This is a genomic window from Motilimonas sp. E26 (assembly GCF_021278025.1).
Lineage (GTDB): Bacteria > Pseudomonadota > Gammaproteobacteria > Enterobacterales > CBDFNC01 > Motilimonas.
The window spans coordinates 46668-70488 of record NZ_JAIBHJ010000004.1 but is presented as its reverse complement, the minus strand read 5'-3'; the positions used below and the strand labels follow the sequence as shown (position 1 = coordinate 70488).

The window sequence follows — 23821 nt, the reverse complement described above, 5'->3', positions numbered from 1 at the left end:
GTTATCCTCCTACTACTTGCGCTGGCACACTGGCGATTGCATGTAAGGGTAAACATAAAGTAAAGCAACTGCCCTGCCCCACCACTGACGTCACTTTCATTTCACCTTCATGGGCTTTTGCTACCGATTGCACCACGGCTAACCCTAACCCCGTGCCCTGCGGTTTAGTGGTATAGAAGGGCTGAACAATTTCGGGGAGTTGCTCTGGCGCGATACCAGGACCATTATCTAACACGCTAATTTCCACTTGTGAGTCAGCATTACAACTGGCACGCAAATGAATTTTTGCGCCGCTGCCACAGGCTTGCAACGCATTATGGATCAAGTTGCCGATAGCGCTAGCCAAGGCATTTTTATTGGCGAGTAGATAAAGATCTGGGTCAGGTAACGCAATGCTTAAGCTAGCATTGGCTCGCTCCATCATCGCATCACAGCCTTGCTTCACTTCTTGTAATAAACTTTGAATTGAAATGTCTGCGACAACTTGCTTTTCACCGCTGCGGGCAAATAACAACATATCTGTCACTTGGGTTTCTAAGTCTTGCAGGCGGCTCATGAGCTTTTTCTGAAAATTGACACGAGACGTTTCAGGCAAGCTGGCACTGCCTAAGTTAGCAGCATACAACATGGCCGCAGATAACGGGGTACGGATTTGGTGCGCTAACGAGGCCACCATATTACCAAGGGCAGATAAGCGCTTCATCTGCGCCATTTTATCTTGCAGTTCACGGGTTTGAGTTAGATCGGTTAAGGAGATCAGTTGCCCTGAAAAGCCTTCAAGAGGGGAAATAGACAATTGAATTTTGCGACCATTGACCAAAGATACTTCATGGCCGTCATCGGCTTGCGGCGCAAAAGCACGACGAATGATATTAAACCAAAACTCACCAACCAAAGGGTCGCCTAACAGCTCAATGGCAACAGGGTTAGCTTGAGTCACCAGACCGTTGTTGTCGAGCAAGATCACGCCAGAGGGCAGTAAATCGAACACGTTAGCCAAGGAGCAATGTTGTGCCCTTAACATGGCAAGCTCACCGGCAAATTCTTCTTTCGCTAATGTCGTTTCTATCACAGTCAAAACCCTGGCGCTTATAAACTTATAGCTAGTTAATGCTAGTTTCGTGCCAGAGTTTTAAACTGTTATATTTTAGTTAGATAGAGAAAAAAAGTAATAAAACAGAAATTACTCTTTTGAAGAAAGTCCATATTTCTTCATTTTTTCAACTAAGGTGGTGCGCCGCATCCCTAATTGCTCTGCGGCGCGAGCAACCACGCCCCCCTGTTGGTCAAGCGCTTGGCGGATCATATCCACTTCAAACTCGGCCAACATATCTTTTAAATTCACGCCTTCTTCGGGTAGCGCCGCTGCTGTACTCGTTTGAAACCCTTCACTTAGTAAATCAAACTCATCTTCAGCTGACTCAGGTGTCGTTTTCGCTTGCTCGTCTTTACCGTAATCATCATTGAAGATGCTCAACAAGGCTTCACGTTCAGCAAATGCACTCGGCAGCGCCATGGTTGCATCTTCGGTTTCCAGATGGCGATATTTTGCGGGTAACTCTGCCACATCAACAATCTTGTTTGGATGCAGTATCAATAAACGCTCAACCAGATTTGACAGCTCTCGCACATTACCCGGCCAAGAGTGCAACATTAATGATTCTATAGCACGTTGCGTAAAGCGCAGTGTGGCGTTGTGCATGGTTTCATGACGGGCCAATAACTCTTGTAATAATAACGGCACATCGTCTTCACGTTCACGTAAAGCAGGCGTTTCAATCGGGAACACATTTAAGCGATAGAATAAATCTTCACGAAATCGCCCTTGGGCTATCATGTCTTCAAGACCTTGGTGTGTCGCCGCAATAACACGCACATTAGCCTGTAGGGATTTAGCGCCGCCAACACGCTCAAAGGTTCGCTCTTGTAATACTCGCAGCAGCTTCACTTGCATCGGCATTGGCATGTCGCCAATTTCATCTAGAAATAAGGTGCCGCCTTCAGCTAATTCAAAACGTCCCTTACGCGCCGCAAAGGCGCCAGTAAATGCGCCTTTTTCATGGCCAAACAACTCACTTTCCAACAGGTCTGGCGGGATAGCGCCACAGTTAACTGGTACAAAAGGGCCATTTTTACGATCTGACATTTCATGGACCGCGCGAGCAACCACCTCTTTACCAGTACCTGACTCACCTAAAATCAACACACTGGCTGCAGTGCCCGCTACCTGCTCAATTAAATGACGCACCTCTTGAATGGCATCGCCCTTACCCACCAGCATTTTTAACAGATAGGAGTTTTGGCTTTGATCTTTAAGCTCACCGATTTGAGTCAAATAAGATTGGCACTGATGCAGTAAGCGCGTCAATTGATCATAACTAAATGGCTGACTTAACCGACCTAAATAATTTGCTGCATCTAAATCAAGGCTTTCACACACCCCAACAAAGGGCAACTGTGGATGCTGCTGAACAATCTCAAGGGCTTTTGAGGGCGGTATCTCCCCCAAAAGGACGCCTTTATAGCGAGTAATGATTTCAACTTGATCCAAGTCGGCTAAATGCTCAGACTCCTCACCAATAAAGGATAAAATCGTTTGCAGTAACCGTTGGTTCTCTTCGTTACTGTCGATGATTAACACGGATAAAGGTGCGGCCATTGGTGATCCTCATAAACTCAAACCGCTGGAAAATTGACTAAAGGCGGTTTATTGACGCCTCCATTCTAGAGGATCTGAATCAGACTACAAGTTCAGAACCGAACATTAGTCACAAATTTGACGTTGATTAGATAGTTGACGCTTAATTGGTCGAACGAACCCTTTATCATCAATAAACTGAGTACCTATACTGACACTGTTGGTATAAATAATGCAAAATAAGACAAATTGAGTTGTTCTACTGGTGTGTATAGGCACCCTCTAAAATAAGCGATGCAATAGTATGTTTAATAACAAAAACATTTTAATTACAGGTGGTACAGGTTCTTTTGGTAAAAAATGCATTGAAATACTTTTAGCCAAGTATCAGCCTAAAAAAATCATCGTCTATTCAAGAGATGAACTTAAACAATTTGAAATGCAGCAAGACTTCAGTCAGCCATGTATGCGTTACTTCATCGGTGATGTACGAGATGGCGAGCGACTAAGACGCGCGATGAAAGGGGTTAATTACGTTATTCACGCAGCGGCTTTAAAGCAAGTTCCTGCTGCTGAATACAACCCAATGGAGTGCATTAAAACCAATATCAATGGGGCTGAAAATGTCATAAACGCCGCCTTAGATAATGAAGTCTGTAAAGTGATCGCCCTTTCAACCGATAAAGCGGCAAACCCAGTTAACCTTTACGGGGCAACGAAACTTGCCTCGGATAAGCTATTTGTTGCCGCCAATAATATGGCGGGTGGCCATAAAACCGTTTTTTCAGTCGTGCGCTATGGCAATGTGGTTTGTTCGCGAGGTTCGGTAGTGCCCTTTTTTCAAAAGTTAATAGATGATGGAGCCACAGAGCTTCCCATCACTCATGAAGACATGACCCGTTTTTGGATTACCTTGCCCCAAGGGGTCGATTTAGTTCTCAAAAGCTTTGAACGCATGCTTGGCGGTGAAATTTTTGTGCCTAAGATCCCATCAGTTAAAATCACCGAACTCGCTCGAGCGATGGCGCCAGACCTGCCGCAAAAAATTGTTGGCATACGTCCTGGTGAAAAACTTCATGAAATTATGTGCCCAGCTGACGATTCGTACCACACCTTTGAATTTAAAGATTATTATGTCATTGCGCCCAGCATTAATTTTAGTTCACGCACAAATGATTTCACTATCAATGCATTGGGAGACAAAGGGAGTGAGGTAGCTGCCGGATTTGAATACAACTCAAGGAATAATCCACACTTTCTCACTGCTGATGAAATTTTGGAATACAACCGTTAATGTCTGACTATATCCCTTACGGTAAACAAACCATTTCACAAGCTGACATCAATGCCGTTGTTGATGTACTGCAATCAGAATATTTAACGCAAGGTCCACAAGTCCCTGCTTTTGAACGGGCTGTTACGCAATATTGCAACGCGCAATACGCGGTTGCATGTAATAGCGCAACTTCGGCTTTGCACCTTGCCTGTTTAGCACTCGATGTCGGTGCAGGTGATATAGTTTGGACTAGTGTCAATACCTTCGTAGCATCCAGTAATAGCGCATTATATTGTGGTGCCAAAGTTGATTTTATCGATATTGAGCTCACCACAGGCAATTTAAGCATTGATGCCCTAACCGCTAAACTTGAATCTGCAGCCACTAACAACCAATTACCTAAGGTGGTTATCCCCGTTCATTTCGCAGGGCAAAGCTGTGATATGAAGGCTATCTCAGCATTATCAAAAAAATACGGTTTTAAAATTATCGAGGATGCTTCTCATGCCATAGGTGGCAATTATCTCGATAACAAAATAGGCAGCTGTGAGTACAGTGATATTTGTGTGTTTAGCTTTCATCCGGTCAAAATCATCACTAGTGGTGAAGGAGGCATGGCACTGACCAATCAAGCTAATGTAGCCAAAAAAATGCATCTATTACGTAGCCATGGTATCACACGAGATCCCAATGAGATGCAAAGTGAAAGTCACGGTGATTGGTATTATCAACAAATCGAGCTTGGTTTTAACTACCGCATGACAGATATCCATGCCGCCTTAGGTTTACGCCAACTTGCTGACATAGACTCGTGGGTTGAACAACGGCATCAATTAGCAAAAAGATATAATAAAGCATTCGCAAACACTCAAATTACACCATTAAAACAAAACCTAGATGGATACAGTGCATATCATTTATATGTGGTGCGATTAAGGGGGTTAGACTTAAATGCTAAACGCCGCGTCTTTAACGCGTTACGTAAAAATAACATCGGCGTGAATCTACATTATATTCCTGTACATTTGCAGCCTTATTATCAGCACCTTGGCTTTAATGAAGGAGATTACCCAGTATCTGAGCAATACTATAAAGAAGCCATTTCACTTCCATTGCATCCGAGCCTGACAAAGGTGGAACAGGATTTTGTTATCGAGCAACTTCTGGCCTGTTTATGAAGCTAGCACTTGGCTGTGTTCAATTTGGCTTAGATTATGGTGTCACAAATTCATCGGGACAAGTCCCTCTAGAAGAAGCGAGGCGAATACTTTGTTATGCTACACAAGTAGGCATCGATACTTTAGATACAGCGGCCATGTATGGAAATAGTGAACAGGTATTAGGCTCACTTTTAAAGCCGTTTAATAGTGAGTTCAATATTGTCACTAAACTAGGCCATGTCACAACAAAGACAGAACTAGTTAAAAGCTTCAACAACAGTTTATCCCTTCTAAACCAAAGCCAAGTTAGCGGCTTAATGCTTCATCGCCCTGAAGTATTATTGAGTAAAGAAGGCTCTGTTATTGCCAGTACGCTTGCAGCATTAAAAGCCGAAGGCAAAATATCTCATTGGGGGGTTTCAGTTTACGACCCCATACAAACTAAAACCATTACCGAACGATACAAAATTGATTTAGTACAATTACCATTGAATGTATTTGATCAGCGGTTTGCGTCGTCAGGCATGCTCAAGCAACTCAATGAGCAGGGGGTAAGGATCCACGCACGTTCGATACTCCTGCAGGGCTTACTCTGTCAATCACAATGGCCAAGCTATTTTTCACCTTGGCAAGCTCAACGTCTAGCCTACCAAAAACTCGCCAAGCAACATCAGCTTACTCTGTTGCAGTTAGCGCTCAGTTTTTGTCACTCTCAGCCTCTTGTGGAACGATTTGTGCTTGGTTGTCAATCAGTGGCGCAATTAAGTGAGATTGTCATGGCTTATAAAAAAAGTCAGGGACAAGAAGTAATCAACTTTGCAGAATTAGCCAACACAGATATTAAACTCATTATTCCGTCCAACTGGCCGACAAATAAACAAAGAGCGTGAATGAAACCGACTACAGCGAGATGCACTCGATATGATCTTAGCCATTTTACAAGCTAGAATGTCGTCGCAACGACTACCTAAAAAAGTACTAAAACAGATTTTAGGCGAACCGATGCTAGCTCATCAAATACGACGTATAAGAGCAAGTAAAAAAATCGATAAACTGGTAATAGCAACTAGCGACCAAATAGATGATTCTGCTTTGGTAGCCTTTGCGCAAGAATATCAGGTTGAAGTTTTCCAAGGTAGCCTGAACGATGTTTTAGCTCGATTTTATCACTGTGCCAGTCACTACAAAGCAACACATATTGTTAGATTGACCGGAGATTGCCCACTGAGTGACGCAAAAATTATTGATAACACAATAGCACTACACATCAATCAGAAAGCAGACTATAGCTCTAATTGCCACCCAGCTACTTTCGCCGACGGCTTTGACGTAGAAGTAATAACATTTGACGCCTTGCAACAAGCCTATTATCAAGCTCAAGAGCAAAAAATGCGTGAACATGTTACCTTATATTTGGCGAAGTCGCCGGATGCATTTGTGCAAGCAAACCTGACCACCTCACCTGATACATCCCATTTCCGAGTAACGGTCGATAATCAAGATGATTTTGAGTTAGTGTCGCAGATATACCAAAGCATGTCAGAACAAGGTAAAGATTTTACTTACCAAGAAATAATTGATTGGTTAAACGCACACCCTAAACAAAGCGGTATTAACGCTCACTATCAACGCAATGAGGCGATTTCTGTATGTCACAAATAGATCCGAGATATCAAACCAGCAGTGACTTTTATCAACAAGCTAAGACGTTAATCCCTCTTGCATCTCAGACATTTAGTAAAAGCCGATTGAGCTTACCTTATGGCGTAGCGCCATTATTTTTAGAGCGAGGCGAAGGCTGCCAAGTATGGGATATCGATAACAATCAATATACTGATTTTATCAACGGTTTATTATGTGTCAGCTTAGGTTATCAAGATCCCGACGTCGACCGTGCCGTGATTGCACAAATTAGTAAAGGGGTTAGCTTCTCCCTGCCCCATAGACTTGAATTCGAAGTTGCTCAGTTACTCGTCGACTTGATCCCTTGTGCTGAAATGGTTCGATTCGGTAAAAATGGCAGCGATGTCACCGCCGCCGCCATTCGCTTAGCACGTGCTTTTACCAATAAAGAACATATTGCCGTATGTGGTTATCATGGCTGGCAAGATTGGTATATAGGGGCTACCAGTCGAAATTTAGGCGTACCAAAATCAACTCAAGCCCTTACTCATCCTTTTCCGTTTAACGATCTTAGTGCACTTAACACACTATTAAGCCAGCATGAATTTGCAGCCGTGATCATGGAGCCAATGAATGTAGTTGAACCTGAGCCGGGTTATTTAGCGGGCGTTAAGGCACTATGTGAGCAACATCAATGCTTACTGATTTTCGATGAAATCATCACTGGCTTTCGTTTTGATTTAAAAGGTGCGCAACATTTGTTCGGCGTGACGCCCGATCTAGCCACCTTTGGAAAAGGCATGGCTAATGGTTACCCACTTTCAGCGATTGTTGGTAAAAAAGAAATTATGATGTTAATGGAAGATATTTTCTTCTCCGGTACATTCGGTGGTGAAGCGTTATCTCTGGCTGCAGCAAAAGCCAGTATCGAGAAGATGATCCGTTGCCAAGTGCCAGAGCACATCAATCAGTTGGGAACAAGCCTGCAACAGGGCCTCGCGTCGCTGCTTGCTAAAAGTGAACTCTTTAAGCTAGTCGGGCATCCAAGCTGGAGCATTTTAAGCCTCAGCCATGATAGCGAACAATTAATTAAAAGCGTCTTTTTGCAAGAAATGTATCAGCGCGGTATGCTCACTCTCGGCACGCACAATATTAGCTACGCTCATCAACACCACGATATCACGCGATTAATCAGTGCATACCAGGAAATAGTGCCTTTTATCGAACATCACTGGCAACAAGGCACGCTTAGAACAATATTGAAAGGGGCGGTTATAGAGCCTGTCTTTAAGGTGCGTTAATGAAAGTTGTGTTTCGAGTCGATGCCAGTAGCCAACTGGGTTTTGGCCATTTAATGCGTTGTTTAACTTTGGCAAACAGCCTTGCTCAGTGCGGTGTTGAGTGCATTTTCATCTGTAGAGAAATGTCTGGATTTCAACCCGACAAAATTGAGTCTCAAGGCTATCGATTGTATTACCTAACCGCTCAATCTAACTCAGATGAAACGGGAGATGCTCAAGCCACTCTTGAGATCCTCACAACGCTAACACCCAGCTGGCTCATAGTGGATCACTATCACCTCAACTCTGAGTGGCAACACACGATTAAGCAAGGTGGTGGCCTAGCACACACAAAATTGATGGTTATCGACGACCTTTGCCGCCCAGCACCTTATGCCGATCTCTTATTAGATCAAAGCCTAGGCCGTCAAGATACGGATTACAAACACCTACCAGCTGAGTGTAAACTGGCGCTCGGCGTTGATTACACTTTACTAAATGCAGCCTTCATTGAACAGCGTGCTGCAGCAGAGGCTAAAAGGCGACACTTTGCTCATCGTGAGCTGCTCGTTTCCATTGGCGCAACCGATCCACTAAACCTCACACAATTAGTGATCGACGGTTTGGCCTATTTATCTACAGAGATCTATCCCAAAGTTACGATTGTTCTCTCAAAGTCTGCGCCCTATTTAAATCATGTAGAATTGGCCATTGCGCAGCAACATAATCGCAACATCATATTAATTAAAGATGCCACCAATATGGCAAGCTTAATGCTGAATGCCGACTTCGCAATCGGTGCATGCGGAACCAGTAGCTGGGAGCGCGCCTGTCTGGGACTGCCCTGTTTGTCTTTTGTGAGCGCTGATAATCAAGTATTTATCAGTCAGTCGATGCATAAGGCAGGTTTATGCCAACTGGTTGACGCTGATATCTCACCACAGCAGTTAGCTCAACAATTAACGCTGACGAGCCAACCTGACATAGCAAAGGCCATGAGTCAGGCTGGTTTTAATATGATCAGCGGTCAAGGCTGCCAACGCCTAGTCACCACATTGTTTAAGAGCAGCCCATTAGAGGTAAAATTGCGAACTTTTCTTGCTAGCGATGAAGCCCAAATTTTTCAATGGCAGCAAGCGCCGAATATTCGTCAATTTGCTCGTACGCCAACGCCCCCAACATGGCCAGAGCATCATCGCTGGTTTCAAAAAATGATGCACAACGATGATCATAACTACATTATCCAATGGAATGGTTTGCCTTGTGGATTGATCCGATTAACACCGCAAGTCGAAGACTGGGAAGTCTCTATTTTGATTGCGCAGGCTTTTCACGGCATAGGCATTGCTAGCCGAGCGCTCACAGAGTTGCAGTGCAAACATCCCGTAGTAATGACCGCCGAGATATCCCCTATGAATAAAGCCTCGATAAAACTATTTTTGCAGGCTGGTTTTTACCCTATTTCATCAGACCAATACCGCTATTCCGGAGACAAGCTAAATGCCTAGCCCTATGAAAATTAATGGCCGAGCTATCGCCAATGGTTTATTGCCTTATATGATTGCAGAAATTTCAGCTAATCATAATGGCGACATTAACAACGCGTTTCGGCTAATTGAACTGGCTAAACAGGTCGGTGCCGATGCCGTGAAAATCCAAACTTATACCGCTGATACAATGACCATAGATGCCAATCAAGCCGAATTTAAAATTAAGGGTGGCTTATGGGATGGTTATTCCCTCTATGAGCTCTACCAGCAAGCGCATACCCCTTGGGAATGGCATCAAGCACTATTTAAAAAAGCCCGTGAGGTTGGGATCACTTTATTTAGCTCCCCATTTGATGAAACAGCCGTTGATTTGCTTGAAAGGCTAGGCGCACCAGCGTATAAAATCGCGTCTTTTGAAGCGCTAGACTTTCCTCTTATTGAGTATGTAGCAAAAACTGGAAAGCCGATGATCATTTCGACAGGCCTTGCTGATCTAGATGAAATCACCGAACTCCATCAATTTTTAACTAAAATGGGGCATCAAGATTTTTGTCTATTGCATTGTATTAGTGGCTATCCTACCCCTGTTGCTCAGTCAAACGTAGTTACACTGACAGATTTGCATCATCGCTTTAATTGCCATTCGGGGTTGAGCGATCATAGTTTAAGCCATAGTGCTGCTGTAGCCGCTACAGCACTGGGGGCTGCGGTGATTGAAAAGCACTTTACCCTTAAACGCAGTGATGGTGGCCCAGATGCCGCATTTTCACTCGAGCCTACCGAGCTGGCCGAGTTGTGCCAATTAATCAAAGAAGTGCATTCTGCCACAGGCACAGTAAATTATGAGAGAAAGCCTGCTGAATTAGGTAACTTACCGTTTCGCCGTTCAATATATGCGGTGAAAGACATTAAAGCAGGCGAAGTATTAACGGTAGATAACATCAAGCGAATTCGGCCCGGCTATGGCTTAGCCCCTAAGCATTACCCCGAGGTATTAGGCCTAAAGGCACAAGTATCTCTCGAAAAAGGTCAGGCGATAAGTTGGGATAAGATCACAAAATCCTTATCGTCACGTTAACTAGACTCTTTTAATAAGAGGCCTTCATAAACAAGTTTTTCAACAATGGGCAGTAAATTACCAGCATACGCATTTATTTTGTCGCCGATACCAATTAAATCAAGTGAGCCATCAGCATAGGCCAGTAAATTCATCATATCTTGAACATGATTAGCTGAATCTTTGCTACTAATAGTAGGATATAGTCCGCGCCTACCTAGCTGTGGCTCACAACAAACACTGGCTTGATACCTGGTGTTATGCTCAAGTAACAAAAGACAAGATTTCAACACGTTAAAACCACCAAGTAGACCATCAGACGTCACTAAGTTCAAATCATCAAGGGATGTATGATACTCAGGATAAGTGCCATATTTTGAACGCATTACCGAGCAAACAGGCAAGTCAACACCTGGTGAACAATATTGCCGCTCATCGCTACCTCGGTCTAAATAGCTATAATAATCTACTTCACTGTCTAAATGCTTTAATACGTGTTTAGCTACGCGATCAGCTAAGGTATTTTCCTGTCTTGATGGTAAGTAAGAATAAGTACGTTCATCGCCAATACACGTCACCACAAAACCAGCCTTAACATTTTTTTTCAACGATGCTAAATGCTGAGATATGTAATAAATCGAGCCGATGGTTTCTGGCAGAAAAACGATGCGATAAGTGTAACGCCGCGAAGGTAACTGGTTTAACCATTTTGCCAAAAAAGTGGTCACTACCGGTCCAGATAACTCATTATTCGCCATTGAAGGATGGCAAACATAGGTAGAAATAAGAATTTCATCTGGGCTCTCACCCGGAATAATAAGCTCACCATAGGTCATGCTGCCCGGCTTTAGCTGGCTTTTAATCACAACACGATATTGCCCCTCATCTAGCGTTTCACGCTGCCTATGCGTTAAACAAAACCCCCAGCGCCTGTGATAATAGGAAGTCACATAAGGAATGGCATCGGGCTGTTCAGGCAGTGAATATAGATGGGGTTGCAACTCAGCAAGCGAGATAGTCCTGTTCACAGGCTCAGAATACCCCAACAAATGAAGGTTATGAGTAGTGAAATCAACTATTCTATTGCCTTTACTATCCTCTATATAAGCTTCATCGACATTCCACTCCTCTGGGATGTACCAGTCAAACGCGGGCGTACCTGAAGCAACTTCATGAACTGAAATATCCAGACCTTGCTGCTGTAAAATAGCCAGTGTTTGTCTCACACCATTGCCTGTTAAACTTCGACAAATGGGGTAAAGCTGAGACGCCAGCCGGTGCATTTCAGCGCCCTTCGTTATTAATTCCTCACTCACGATTGCTCCTTAATTTCTGCTAATTGCTGTTCTGTTAATTCAGGGCCTTTAGCTAAAAACCAAGGATTCAACTTTAGTTGCCTTAGAGCGAGCTCTATATACGGCTGAAGCTCAACCGCAAATAACGACCCTCGACCCAGAGCGACTTGCTTAACTAAGCCAGCATGCTCACCAAGGTGTTGTAATGGTAAACAATCCGCCTCACTATTTTCGCACAATAAACGAACATAATATTGCCAAGTTGAGCTGTGACCATTGAGCTCACCAGTAAAGGCTTTATCAAAGCGATAAGGCACATTCAGTTTTTTTTCAAGGGAGTGGATAGAGGTTAAGTAGCGTAAATCGAGTCCGATATTACAAATTTTACAAGGCGTTGACAGTAGGCGTTCAAAAAAACTATCTTTGCCAAAACTGGTATTAGGCAAATTGCTAAATAACGATAAAGCATGTGGACCAAAACCAGCAACAGAAAAAAGGGGGTCATTAGAGCGAGAAACGCCCGGTAAGCCGCGAAACACCTCGCTAAAGGCGCCAACAGCAGAAGGTGTAGAGCGATTATCAAACGGAGCTGAATGACAAAAACTATAACTAAAGGTTGGCGTAATAAAGCTCCCTTTAGGCCCTAACACTGTTTTTATTGCTTCAACAAACACATTAACCAGTGACTGCCCCTCTTGCATTTCTTTTAACAACCCCAAAGGCAACAAAGCAATATGGCTAAACACTAAATCCCCTTCGACAACTCCAGCCTCTCTTAAGGCCGTAACAATGTCATCTTGAGTATAGTGATAACGCTTTCCGTCAACGTAACTACCCATCCTAGCTAATAATCTCGAGTAACTGCTTAACACTCATCGAATTAGTTAATTGCTCATCGGTAAAGCGGATGTCAAAACTGTCTTCAATGGCAAATATCAAGTTCATGTGCGCAAGAGAATCCCAGCTCTCAATGTTCGTTGAATCTGACGCTAGCGTAATCAGTTCAGGTGACACGTTTAGTGTTTGGCTCAGAATATCGACTAGTTTTTGTTGCATGGTTCATCCTCATTAATAATACAAATAAAAGAAGGTGCGATGAGCGGATTAAATTCTGGGCATTCGTATTCTTGGGTCGTGGGATCCTCGACGCTTGATGTTAATACAAATCCAGATTTCACATAAAAATCAGCTGTCTGCGCATTTTTATCGGTCTGAATGCGTCGTGCCGTTATGTTTTTTATTCCCTTAGCGCGACAAATTTTAATCACTTCGCTTAAGAAAGCATATTCAACTTGACGGCCCAAGGCACGACAAGACAGTAGCAAGGTGTCTATTTCAGCCTTGGTATCGCTGATATAGCGAATCAAAACAGAGCCAACAAGCCCCATCTCACCAAACCTATCATTAAGTGAGGCAGTAAGGATAAAGCCTTCTTCCCTCTCGATAAATTGCCTGATCTGTCCTTCACTGTAACGCAGTGTAGTCAAATTAAATTGGTTGGTTTTTTGTGTTTGTTGTGCCACACGCGGAATATCCGCTTCGCTTGCCTCTTTCACCGTTAAACACATATTTAATCCCTGAAGGTAATCCGACAACGAATGCTGTTGTTTAAACGCTTGACGTTTTTTTTGCGTTTGCAACATCTGTCCACGTAATTTATCTTCATCGGTTTGTCGCCACGTATCAAACCAAGTCGATGCATTTAATTTATTTGCATAAGTAGCTCTTGATTTAGGATCTAGCCATACGGCGGTCAACATTGGCAATTGATGACAAACCTGTTCAACTTCAAATTGACTGTCATCGAGAAATACCAAGCTATCGATACCAATATTTAGCTCATCAGCGATTTCAGCTAAATTAGTCGACTTATCTTGCCAATTAATTTTCGCGGCGGCGATGTGTTCTTTTTTCAACAACATATGTAAATGTTGATCAAAAACCTGCCACACATCTTCTTCATTATTTTTTGAACAAAGCGCGATCAGCACACCACGATGATATAGCTCAACAATCGCAGCCTGAAAGGCATAAAACGTATTACCGGGATAATGTGGTGAAAGTTGGATCCCTGAAAGCCCATCTTCACCGATAACACCTCCCCACAATGTATTATCACAATCAAGTACCAAGCATTTTTTTGCGGCTTGATGTTGAATGTGAAACAGCCCCATGGCCTGTTTTGCCAGTTCAATTAAAGTTTCTTTGCTGTACGGCGCTTTAGCCGCAAACCAATAACGCCAGTCATAAAAATGCTCTGTGCCAACGCTTCGCATTACTCGTTCACTTGATAGGTATTTAGCGGAATTAAAGGTTTCAAGCAGTTTATGAAGCTGAATATTTAAATGATGAATAAATGTGCTTTGCCCATGGGGTAAATAGGTATCGGCTTGCCCGTAGCTCGGATTGATTGGTAATTCAAAGTCATGCCAAATAATACTCGCTGTTGGCGACGTGGTCGCTAGTTGAGTTAATACTTGGAGAGCGGTTGCTAAGAAAAAGTCCGCTTCTTGCTGTCTTTGCAATGGCGTTAACTGGCAAAATTTTTCATTTATAGCAGGTAATGTCATGAAAAGATGCGGGTAGATCAAAATAAGATCGGTTTTGTCGTTAACAAGTTCAGGATTTGATGCGTCTTGCAATAAAGTATCAAATCCACCCCATGTTAATTGGGCATCATAACCAGACTGAGCGGCATAGTACTGCAGAGGTATCGCGATAGATTCTAATGTAATATTTCTTAATATCGAGATTCTAAGTGGTTTTAATGCCGCTTTATCTATACTTGCCAACCGAGATTGCATCTGTGTAAATGTCAGTGCTGGCTCAATCATCATGTAACACCTCGATCAAACCCACACCTCGCACGATATAAAAAGAGACATATTTACCCGCGAATAATATCGCCGGTTTTGGCGCTGAAACGGGAACAATACGTAAACCTTGCTGCTGCATGGAAACGATACTTTTTTCAACATCCTTTGCCGTGTAACACGTATGATAAATAATCCCTTGCTGTCCCTGCAAAATATTGTCTAAGGGGCCCGACTCGCCTGCAGGCCAAACGAGCTCCACTCGCGGCTGGTTAGCATGTTCAGCCATTTGTAAATTTACTTTTTGCAGCGGATCATAAAGCGCCTCACCAAGCTGATAGCCCAAGCCTTTGAGATAGATACGCGCTGCTTTTGGGTCATGAACGGCTAAACCAAAATGGTGAAATCTAAGTTGCCAGTCGCTCATCTTTTTTCCAATACCATCGCAGTGTTAATCGGTAGTTTATCAACAACGGTTTCCTCGAGTGTTTTACCTAAATAAGGAATTACAAGTTCATTTTTAATTGAAAAACCACTTTCATTAATTTGTTGACGTAAGCTCTGCATATCGGGGTATAAATAAATATGATCTATCGCTGGCGTATTAATACAAGTGGTAATAAAAACATGCGCGCCTTCATTAGCCAGCGTATATAGCTGTTGCAAAAATGCGCCAGGCTGCTCAACATGCTCGAGTACTTCTGCCATCACTAAGCAATCAAATGTTTGCGTCGAGTCCCACGCAAAAAAATCGGCCTCGGTAATAAGGTAATCCGCTGAGCAATTAAAATGGGGACAACTGAGAATCCGCTGAGTCATCTCAACGCTAGTGGCACTAATATCGACTCCTTGATAGAAGTTATATTGGCTACATTGCATCGCTTTCATAAAGTAAAAACCGTGACCAGGACCGACCTCAAGATAACGCCCGGTTCGTTGCTTAGGTAAAGTTTCAATAAAAAAGCGATACATGGCCAAATGATTAGGCCAAAGAAACGTCGACAACGCCAAGCCATGCATATATTGATTCATATACTCAGGGTGATGATACACTGAATTAGCCACTTCTTGGTAACTTTGATGTCGGTATTGGCCATGTCGACGGAAATACACTTGCTCACGAAAAGTATCCTTCACAATTAAATCATATGATTTAGCCAAGTGCTCCACCGTAATATCTTGAGCGAGGCAGTAATTGAGATATTGAAGAAATGTCGTGCGCTCTTGAGCACTAAGAACACTCAAACTGCGATCTAAAAATTGAGTTTGTAATGGATTTATACGGCCAATCTCAGTCAACAGTTGGGATAAAGGGGCATTGTTCATCTAGCAATCTCTCTCAGCATATAAATAACGGTGGCAAGCAAGGTTCGTTCAACAAAGCAAAAAGTAGGCCCAAAGTGAAGATAATAAGTATTTTATCTTATAACATTACAACATAGGTCGCTGTAAAAATTCATTCCCACATTAAAATGGTTATAGATGCCGTGAAAGGGACAAACATAAAAGACACGGGAATAAATCTTGCTAAGTTACAAACACTTTTTCAATTCAAGTAGGTAGTATTGTTGCAACAGATCACAATATCGTGGGCGTTAGCTAAATTAGAGCAAGCCTGTAGAGATTACCCCGCACTTACCATTAGTCTGGCGAATAACGAAAGCTGGCAGCATTTTTGTCATGAAATTAAGGTTCTAGCCCCAGAATACCAGTGGCAACTCGGTGACTATGCCCAGTCCTATAACTCGTTTTCCAGTTGCGAAACGCTACGATTACCAATAATGGTTTTCCAAGATGGTAAACCTGCTGCGATTTGGCCGCTCAATATTCATTCGGTAGTAGATGAATATCATATTTTAAGTAACTCCAGCCCAGTATTACCCCCCATGTTTAAATCGGTGCTAGCGGAAAAATCGCAGAAAAGCATCATACAGTGCTGTTTAAAAAGCTTGTATTTGCTCGCTGATGATTTAAGTGTCAAAAAATTGACAACCTGTACAATTGAAGGCTGGAATCATCATGAGCTATGGACTAAGGCGTGGATGATGCAAGGGGCTCAACTCCAGGCCAGCCATGAATGCTTTGTCGATTTAACATTATCAACCTCACTCTACAGAAAACAGCTGTCGAAGGGCTGTAAGTCAACCATCAAGCAGGCTTTATCATTGTGGGATTTTGAGCTGATAACATACATGAGCACAGCGCAACGAGATGCATTTTCGTATTTACACCAGCAAGTCGCTGGCCGCATCACCCGTTCGAGTGTCAATTGGGAAACGCAGCGACGACTCACTGAGCAAGGATTATCGTTCGCTATTTTTGTCTATGATAAAGGCAAACTTATTGGCGCAGCTCAATTTTTAACAAGTACAGAACTAAGCGCTTATGCCATCGCCGCCTATGACCGAAGTTTATTTCAGTTTCCTATTGCGCATGGCGTACAGTGGTTAGCTATAGAGCATATGCGCAGCTGTGCAATAAAAACCTATCATATTGGGGCAAGATGCTACCAAGGAGAATGGTTTCAACCATCCGAGAAAGAGCAAGATATTGGTCAATTTAAAGCAAGCTTTGCCTCAGAAATGCGATTAAAACAAACATTGATACTCGATATTCAAAAGGTGACTTAACCAGATGATTAATCAAGAAAATAGCTTTCTTACTCTGATAGCGAAACGATGGCCTGAAACCTATCGAAAGCTACTGCAATCACCAGCAATAAACCCTGAAGTTGTGAATGAGCCACAGGCTACCTTTGTTATCAACGGAATCCAATTAACCAGTTGCTACAATCAAACCGCTGAGGCGAGTGTACAGTGCAGCCTAATTAGAGCATCAGCTCAGGAGGTGACAGTATATGGTACTGCTCTAGGCCATGCCATAAATCAACTTCTCACTCGTGAAGATTTATTAAAAATAACAGTGGTGATCTTAAATTTGTCAGTTTTTAAATTGACCTTGCTTAAATTTGGCCAACACCAATGGTTAAGCAACCCTAAAGTAGATCTCGTGCTCGCTCGTACTTGCAACCAAGTGAAATACCCCTTTCTCGCTAGTCCTGCAGAATTAGTTCTAGCAGAGGACAGTGCGATGAGATTAAGAGATAAGGTATGCCTTGAGTTAGATACTGAGTTTATCGATTCGCATCACCAACACAACCAAGTCGCCAAAGAGCAGATAAATCATAACCTTGAATTGATCAAATCAGACCATGATGCACGTGAGCTCGTTTCAACTTACAAGTATAAAAAAGAAGTGTATATTGCCGCTGCTGGGCCGACCTTGGCTGATCATTACGCTCTATTAGCGCAACGCCCTGAAAATACGTTATTAATTGCAGTAGATGCAGCATTAAGGCCCTTAGATAGCCAAAATATTATTCCTGATATCGTTGTGACGATTGATCCCAAACCTGATATTTGCTTTGAACAGCTTGATTTAGAGGTCTATCGCAACACCTCATTAGCTTACTTTCCACGAATGGCATCCAGCTTATTGAAGAGGTGGCTAGGCCCTCGTTATTGCAGCTATTCAGTTGGAGCTCTATTCGACCCAATAAACCTCATTTATCCAAAAATGAGACTATTCAGTGCCGGAAGCGTGCTGCATCCAGCTGTGGATCTTGCAGTAAAAATGGGAGCTGACAAAATCATTTTGGTGGGTGCAGATTTTGGCTACCCCTACGATACAACGCACGCGTTTTGGCCAACAAATTTTACAATTCCAAGTATTGATGATATGGGCGTCCACTTAGTAAAGAATTGGAAACAGGAATATATTTGCACCCTACCCAATTTACGAGGATATTTACGTGATTTAGAGGACTACATTGCGCTACACCCGAACGTGAAATTTTATAGCGTAAGCCCCAATGGAGCCGAAATAAATGGAGCCCAATTATGGACATAGACGATACTGATCTGCGATCACAGTTAAAGGCTGTCGCACAGCTTTTTAGGCAAGGAAAAGAAGCGGCAGGAAACCAGCACTTAGTGGTGTTGATTGACACAATAGAAAAAGAGCAACGAACCCTAACACAGCAGCAAACGGAGCAACTAAACAACATATTAAAAGTGCTATTCGCAGCTCAACAGCGCCGCGATATATTGTTTGTAGCCGATATTATAGAGTATGAGATAACAAAATTATTCACCACTTTGTAAGATGTCCTTTAATCTGTCTGACCAAACAAGCTCACTGTGCAACGGGAAAGCTAAACATGGCCTGTAATCAACTGCGATTGGGGAACCGGAAAAATTAAAATTATAAAGTGCGGTCTTGATACCCAGTTGGGCTAACTTCAACTGCTTTTTCATCCGAAACTCTGCCGTCTCAGAGTGGAATAAAGGTGCTATTCCCGGTGCACCTGAGCGATATTCAACAACCTTATGCATCCACAAGGGCCATTGTTGAAATAAACCTATTTCAGCTAAACGGGACAAATTCTTTTGCCTAGCTTTTGATTCCATCGCCAATGCCTGTATTAAGTCACCTTGGATATCAGGTTGAATTAAATCGATGTTATTGTAGTAAGATTTTGCTATGTCTACGTTTAAGACATTATCCAAAGTAAGAGGACAAGGAGCCGTGCGGCCATTCTTAACAACTTGTAACTTTCCCTGATAACTCAATAATCCTCCAAGAGCTAATCCAAGGCATTTATATAAACTAATACAAGTATAACCATCAGTGACATTTGAGTAGCGAATGAGGGCATCAGGCGAATCAACCGCATCAACAATAATATAATCACTATACTGCTTCACCGACTCTATGACTGACGCTGGTAGAGGCCACCCCCATTGCTCATAAATAAGTATTGCATCAACCTTCATATCATAGCGAACAACTTCCGCCATTGGTATTGGAGTGGCGATACGCCCAAGACAAGAAATAACGCAAGCAGAGCTAAACTCAGGAAATGCTATTCGACTTACACGCGTCAAATTTAAGTCGAGCATCGATTGCTGAATAGCCTGCCTTCCACTAGCAAAAATATTTTCATTAGCAACACTTTCTCCACAAGGGAGCACATTGGGGTGTTCGCGCCAAAGATCAATCATTACGCACCAAGTTGTACAATTATATCTTCCCTTGTATTGCCAAATGGCAAATCACAAGGCTGAGAGCAAACATAGCTTTCACAGTTTTGTCGGCGTACATGTGCCAATATCTGTAGTACTAATTGATCATCAAAACCGACACTGGAAGTTACCGCTTCAAACGCGGGCTCATCGATACCACTTTGTTTCACTTGTTCATTCCAATCAGTTAAAAAGTCCGCGCCAGCCTGAGAGCTCAAAAAACGGTTCTTTCTATCTTTGTTGGGTATATCTCCTAATAGCAAACGCCCGCCGGGCTTAAGTAACTTTAGCGCTTTATCTATAAAATCAAACACCTCGCCTTCATCTGCAAGACAATGTAGTACACTGTAAACTAAGATTTTTTCGAACTTTGGCAAGGTTATCAGATCAACATCAAGAAAGTTACCAGCAACTAATGACTGACCGCTATGTTGATATCGCTTTGTTAACTTATCTAAACAACTCGGGTGGTCGATACCGGTGACACTGCGACATATAAAGGACATCGGGATCAATAAATTACCTGTTCCGCAACCAATTTCTAATAGATTATCGGTGGCTTGCAAATCCAATTTATGGAGGATATCAGGCACAATACGCTTTTCGGCAAGTTCCTGCACTCCATACCGGCCTGCAATTTGCGTGTGATTATTAATAGATGAGGCTCTTGCCCCATAAGCATGGTAATAAGTCGTCATTTATACTAATCGTCCTTTGATTAATTCAGCCGCTTGGATTAATAGGTCCGCCATAAAAAAGCCTTTACCACTGCCTCGGCCTACTAACACTAAATTTGGGTAAGAAGCGGTTAGGTGCTCATTATAAGCAATCTGATTAGCGTGGCCCTTTGCGCTTAAAACAGGAAAACCATTTTTTATTTCAACGCAATTTTGATACAAACAGTGATGACGATGATCTATTATACCCATGGTATTTAGTTCTTTAATTACATGATCAATGCTAGCTTGAAAGTCATAACCTTCTTCATTTAAGGCTTCAACCGTTACTCGGTATACATCATTATCATCCGTTAAATTCTGGTACACTGTGACTCGACCACTTAAGAATTCAGGTTCATGTACATTAATATAGTAAGCATCTGTTAGTAACGGTTTATCAAATGCAAAGTGAAATAATGCCGTATTTCTAAACACCGGTCTTTCTGGCGCTGATGTACTGTTTAAATAACGAGCTAAAAATGCACTCGGAACAGACCAAACGAGAAGATCTGTATCAAGCATGCCTTGTGATGTGCTGATACTTTTGATCGAGTTGTCTCTATCTTGTTCGAAGTTTTTACATTGGCAGCCAGTCAATACTTTCACCCCCTGAGACTTTAGTTTATCTAATAACAATAGATACCAACGGCCAATGCCTCCTTGTTTAGGGTAGTATTTTGCAGCACCTGAAGACGCATGATGATAACCAATGCGACAATTATAATCATCAAGCTGCTTTAACTGTTCTGAAATAGATGGATTAAAAGCCAATACTCTATTTAAATCGAAAAAGGAAAAACATGCAGGGCTTAATTGATGAGCTGGACAGCCAAAATATTTCAATACAATGGGTCGTATAACCTTTTCAAAAATTAAATCTCCGTAATGATTACGATATAAAGTTTCCAAATTTTTAGGTGATGTATTTTTCCCTTGTTGCTCCAGTAATGAGTAAGAAAGCACCATTGCATCTTCCCGCTCTGACAAATTAACAAAGGGACTGATAGAGCTTAAGCGTCCATCATAAAAACTAGCAGAATGGCCCGTGTCAAACTGTTTTAGCTCTCCATTGGCATGATTAAACATAAAGTCGTCAAGCTCATCAATACCCGAAGAAGAGGCAACATGAGTGCCATAATCAAACGCACCAAAATCTGTTTTTATGCTTCTTAGCAATCCCCCAGGCTCAGCCTCACTATCAATAATGGTAACGTCAAAGCCCTGTTTGCGTAGGATAAATGCCGAAACAAGGCCAACAACTCCAGCACCTACGACGACCGCTCTCTTACAACTCATTCATCCACCTTAAAAATGGTTTTATCACGCCATTCTGAAAGCATTTCTGTGGTATCAGCATGGAGTAACTTCTGATGATATTTTGTTTTTATTGCTTCTAAGTAATCTCTCAATATTTCTAAGCCTTCCAAATTCACTTTCACAGCTATTTCTGGGTCTTCAATACTTTGCAATATTCGGCTGAGAATGGTGTGGGTATACAAGATACTGCCGCGAATCATATCCCTGAAGTATAAACTTTCTTGCTCACCACCTGATTCAAGGTAAATATATTGCCTATATAAATTAGTTAGCGCATCAAAACGTGTTACCTGTGGCTCATATGTTATTTCAATCAAACCATCTATAAATTCGTCAAAATTTAATTGACTTAGGCCTTGTTCAAATTCTATTGCTAAATCAATACAATCTCTGTGGTAATAGTCAAAGCAGCGATCAACAATCTCTTTTTTATCAATTGCTGAGGTACCTAATTCGAGTAAGTGAGGCTCTAATGGCTGAGCACCTTCTACGAACACACCATCACTCAAGTTAAAACAGTTAATATGAGGGGATCTTGTAATGAATGCAGTTAATGATTGAGCTGAATAGCCAAAAGCACTACTAGTACGAACACTGCCACCAAAATTACCAGGTAGTTCAAGGTGGTTCTGATCCTTTAAATCAAATAAGGCTTTATCTTCGCCATCTTCTTTGTAGTAAATACTATCTTTACTGTGGTGTTGACCAAAAGGAAAGCCAAGATCAGTACCTATAAAATAAAACTCTCTAAAGCCTAACGCCTCAACAAGCGTTAACGCACAATTAGCCACTGTTGGATTACAGTAAGCAACACGCTTAATGGAAGTACCTAAATGGCTTAAAGAGCGTGTAAGCAAAGTTGATGGCTCATCAGCCTTAAGACCTACCATTCTCCTCTCAAATAAACCAAACACCTCTGGGCTCACTGTATTGATTGATAAAAAAGGAATTTTTTTTAACAGTGATTTGTCAACAGAAAGTAAGCGGTCATGCACTGGGCGGGTTCGCTCTTGTTCAACATGAAAATCAGGCAAAATACCATTTCTTAACAAGCTATCAATTGTTGTGCCGCAACTGACAATAATGGCTCTATCAGCATGGTTTTTAATCAACGCCATGTTCTTGTCTAAGGAAGGGCCATTGCCGCAGATGAATACAGGTACCGTTGCATTACATGTAAGTGGTTCTTTAACAGCAATTGCAGGGCTAGTTCTCAAGTTATGATAGTGATGAGCAACGGCCATCAAAGCATCATCAAAAAAACCAAAGCCATATACTAACTCATACGACTTTAACTTAAACAACTTCACTGCATTCGATATTTTCTCATCTAAATAATGCTCATACACAAATGCTTTAGATATGTCATAACGACCTTTTCTAAATAAGTCTGAACCTAAATCAGCAAAAAAAACCTCCTCATCCCCCCCTAAGCTCAGATGAAGTGAGCCACCTTTTTCATCTAGCGTAGTTAAAATGTAATGCCAATCAATTAGGTGTAATGAAGCATAAAAAAAGTCATGATTAGGCTCATAAATATATATCCGATTAACTTCATGTGTCGAAATCAGATTTTCTAAGTAAAACCCCGTCCCTAGGCCAAAACAAATGAGCATGCCTAATGCTTCTGGGAAAAAAGCCTCTTTACTTATACTCGTTTCATACTTTTTTTCTAATGCGATAAATTTTTCAAGAAAATCAAGATGTATAAAGTTCGCTATATTTTCATGCTTACCGCGCTTAACAGAGAAATTAGTCGTTTGTGGAGAGCGCTTAAAATATTCAAAGTCCATTAAACTAGTACGAAAAGCATCACCACCAAATACTAGCTCATCTGTACCTTTAGTTACTAAATCAACACTGAAATCGGTCGCTACTAATTCGAATTTTTCAGGTTGGTAATGAGCGAAAGCTTCTGCTATTGCGGGAATATAATCTTGAAAGGCTTTAATATTGTTTGCAAAAACACTTTGATAATCTTTTGCTATATAGGGGACACGAGCAATTGTCTCTTCTATCGAAGGTGTAGCAAATGAGGGGGGAGCACTGGGAATGTCGGACATGGTTGG

22 protein-coding genes are annotated in these 23821 nt (G+C 42.1%); 10 read left to right on the top strand and 12 right to left on the bottom strand.

Features of this window, described 5'->3' with window-relative positions; translation table 11 throughout:
• Window position 1: 1 nt before the first annotated feature.
• Window positions 2–1024, bottom strand: coding sequence for an ATP-binding protein (locus K1M91_RS04630; protein WP_232800583.1), 1023 nt, complete (start codon window positions 1022–1024; stop codon window positions 2–4).
• Between the two features lie 159 nt (window positions 1025–1183).
• Window positions 1184–2659 (bottom strand): sigma-54 dependent transcriptional regulator, encoded by a 1476-nt coding sequence (locus tag K1M91_RS04625; RefSeq protein ID WP_232800383.1) that lies wholly within the window; start codon window positions 2657–2659, stop codon window positions 1184–1186.
• Between the two features lie 283 nt (window positions 2660–2942).
• Here K1M91_RS04625 and pseB point away from each other — a divergent pair, with 283 nt between their 5' ends.
• From pseB to pseI, 7 genes are read left to right on the top strand one after another with little or no spacing between them, the layout of a single operon-like run.
• Entirely contained in the window at window positions 2943–3932 is a 990-nt protein-coding gene (pseB, locus tag K1M91_RS04620) for a UDP-N-acetylglucosamine 4,6-dehydratase (inverting) (RefSeq protein ID WP_232800382.1), read from the top strand.
• A complete protein-coding gene (gene pseC / locus K1M91_RS04615; RefSeq protein WP_232800381.1) occupies window positions 3932–5092 on the top strand; it encodes a UDP-4-amino-4,6-dideoxy-N-acetyl-beta-L-altrosamine transaminase in 1161 nt (386 codons plus the stop codon). Before pseB ends, pseC begins: the two co-directional genes overlap by 1 nt.
• Window positions 5089–5964, top strand: coding sequence for an aldo/keto reductase (locus K1M91_RS04610; protein WP_232800380.1), 876 nt, complete (start codon window positions 5089–5091; stop codon window positions 5962–5964). The genes pseC and K1M91_RS04610 overlap by 4 nt, the downstream gene beginning before the upstream one ends.
• Before the next feature lie 31 nt (window positions 5965–5995).
• On the top strand, window positions 5996–6736 hold the full coding sequence (locus K1M91_RS04605) for a glycosyltransferase family protein (RefSeq protein ID WP_232800379.1): 741 nt from the start codon (window positions 5996–5998) through the stop codon (window positions 6734–6736).
• Complete coding sequence (locus K1M91_RS04600; RefSeq protein ID WP_232800378.1) at window positions 6724–7998, top strand: aminotransferase class III-fold pyridoxal phosphate-dependent enzyme; 1275 nt, start codon at window positions 6724–6726, stop codon at window positions 7996–7998. The genes K1M91_RS04605 and K1M91_RS04600 overlap by 13 nt, the downstream gene beginning before the upstream one ends.
• Window positions 7998–9485 carry a UDP-2,4-diacetamido-2,4,6-trideoxy-beta-L-altropyranose hydrolase gene (gene pseG / locus K1M91_RS04595; RefSeq protein WP_232800377.1) on the top strand — a complete coding sequence of 496 codons (1488 nt, stop codon included), beginning with the start codon at window positions 7998–8000 and terminating at the stop codon, window positions 9483–9485. The genes K1M91_RS04600 and pseG overlap by 1 nt, the downstream gene beginning before the upstream one ends.
• On the top strand, window positions 9478–10545 hold the full coding sequence (pseI, locus tag K1M91_RS04590) for a pseudaminic acid synthase (RefSeq protein WP_232800376.1): 1068 nt from the start codon (window positions 9478–9480) through the stop codon (window positions 10543–10545). The genes pseG and pseI overlap by 8 nt, the downstream gene beginning before the upstream one ends.
• On the opposite strand, the gene K1M91_RS04585 is transcribed toward pseI, so the two are convergent.
• The 6 genes from K1M91_RS04585 to K1M91_RS04560 are packed head-to-tail and all read right to left on the bottom strand — an operon-like array spanning window position 10542 to window position 15958.
• Window positions 10542–11840: a DUF4910 domain-containing protein gene (locus K1M91_RS04585; RefSeq protein WP_232800375.1), complete on the bottom strand. Its 1299-nt coding sequence runs from the start codon at window positions 11838–11840 to the stop codon at window positions 10542–10544. The two genes, pseI and K1M91_RS04585, sit on opposite strands and share 4 nt — an antisense overlap.
• Window positions 11837–12658 carry an AAC(3) family N-acetyltransferase gene (locus K1M91_RS04580; RefSeq protein ID WP_232800374.1) on the bottom strand — a complete coding sequence of 274 codons (822 nt, stop codon included), beginning with the start codon at window positions 12656–12658 and terminating at the stop codon, window positions 11837–11839. Before K1M91_RS04580 ends, K1M91_RS04585 begins: the two co-directional genes overlap by 4 nt.
• Window position 12659: 1 nt before the next feature.
• Complete coding sequence (locus K1M91_RS04575; RefSeq protein ID WP_232800373.1) at window positions 12660–12875, bottom strand: acyl carrier protein; 216 nt, start codon at window positions 12873–12875, stop codon at window positions 12660–12662.
• Window positions 12860–14656: an HAD-IIIC family phosphatase gene (locus tag K1M91_RS04570; RefSeq protein ID WP_232800372.1), complete on the bottom strand. Its 1797-nt coding sequence runs from the start codon at window positions 14654–14656 to the stop codon at window positions 12860–12862. Before K1M91_RS04570 ends, K1M91_RS04575 begins: the two co-directional genes overlap by 16 nt.
• On the bottom strand, window positions 14646–15059 hold the full coding sequence (locus K1M91_RS04565; protein ID WP_232800371.1) for a VOC family protein: 414 nt from the start codon (window positions 15057–15059) through the stop codon (window positions 14646–14648). The genes K1M91_RS04570 and K1M91_RS04565 overlap by 11 nt, the downstream gene beginning before the upstream one ends.
• The gene (locus K1M91_RS04560; RefSeq protein WP_232800370.1) at window positions 15056–15958 is read right to left on the bottom strand and encodes a class I SAM-dependent methyltransferase; all 903 of its coding nucleotides are present in this window, start codon (window positions 15956–15958) and stop codon (window positions 15056–15058) included. The genes K1M91_RS04565 and K1M91_RS04560 overlap by 4 nt, the downstream gene beginning before the upstream one ends.
• 242 nt (window positions 15959–16200) lie before the next feature.
• Here K1M91_RS04560 and K1M91_RS04555 point away from each other — a divergent pair, with 242 nt between their 5' ends.
• Genes K1M91_RS04555 through K1M91_RS04545 form a run of 3 tightly spaced genes read left to right on the top strand, consistent with a single transcriptional unit; the run spans window position 16201 to window position 18795 of the window.
• Window positions 16201–17262 (top strand): hypothetical protein, encoded by a 1062-nt coding sequence (locus K1M91_RS04555; RefSeq protein ID WP_232800369.1) that lies wholly within the window; start codon window positions 16201–16203, stop codon window positions 17260–17262.
• 4 nt (window positions 17263–17266) lie between these two features.
• Window positions 17267–18541, top strand: coding sequence for a 6-hydroxymethylpterin diphosphokinase MptE-like protein (locus tag K1M91_RS04550; RefSeq protein ID WP_232800368.1), 1275 nt, complete (start codon window positions 17267–17269; stop codon window positions 18539–18541).
• A complete protein-coding gene (locus tag K1M91_RS04545; RefSeq protein ID WP_232800367.1) occupies window positions 18532–18795 on the top strand; it encodes a hypothetical protein in 264 nt (87 codons plus the stop codon). Before K1M91_RS04550 ends, K1M91_RS04545 begins: the two co-directional genes overlap by 10 nt.
• On the opposite strand, the gene K1M91_RS04540 is transcribed toward K1M91_RS04545, so the two are convergent.
• From K1M91_RS04540 to K1M91_RS04525, 4 genes are read right to left on the bottom strand one after another with little or no spacing between them, the layout of a single operon-like run.
• On the bottom strand, window positions 18778–19695 hold the full coding sequence (locus K1M91_RS04540) for a hypothetical protein (RefSeq protein WP_232800366.1): 918 nt from the start codon (window positions 19693–19695) through the stop codon (window positions 18778–18780). The two genes, K1M91_RS04545 and K1M91_RS04540, sit on opposite strands and share 18 nt — an antisense overlap.
• The gene (locus K1M91_RS04535) at window positions 19695–20414 is read right to left on the bottom strand and encodes a class I SAM-dependent methyltransferase (RefSeq protein ID WP_232800365.1); all 720 of its coding nucleotides are present in this window, start codon (window positions 20412–20414) and stop codon (window positions 19695–19697) included. Before K1M91_RS04535 ends, K1M91_RS04540 begins: the two co-directional genes overlap by 1 nt.
• Window positions 20415–21731, bottom strand: coding sequence for an NAD(P)-binding protein (locus tag K1M91_RS04530; RefSeq protein ID WP_232800364.1), 1317 nt, complete (start codon window positions 21729–21731; stop codon window positions 20415–20417). It lies immediately after the preceding gene.
• A complete protein-coding gene (locus K1M91_RS04525) occupies window positions 21728–23815 on the bottom strand; it encodes a 6-hydroxymethylpterin diphosphokinase MptE-like protein (protein WP_232800363.1) in 2088 nt (695 codons plus the stop codon). The genes K1M91_RS04530 and K1M91_RS04525 overlap by 4 nt, the downstream gene beginning before the upstream one ends.
• Between the last annotated feature and the right edge of the window lie 6 nt (window positions 23816–23821).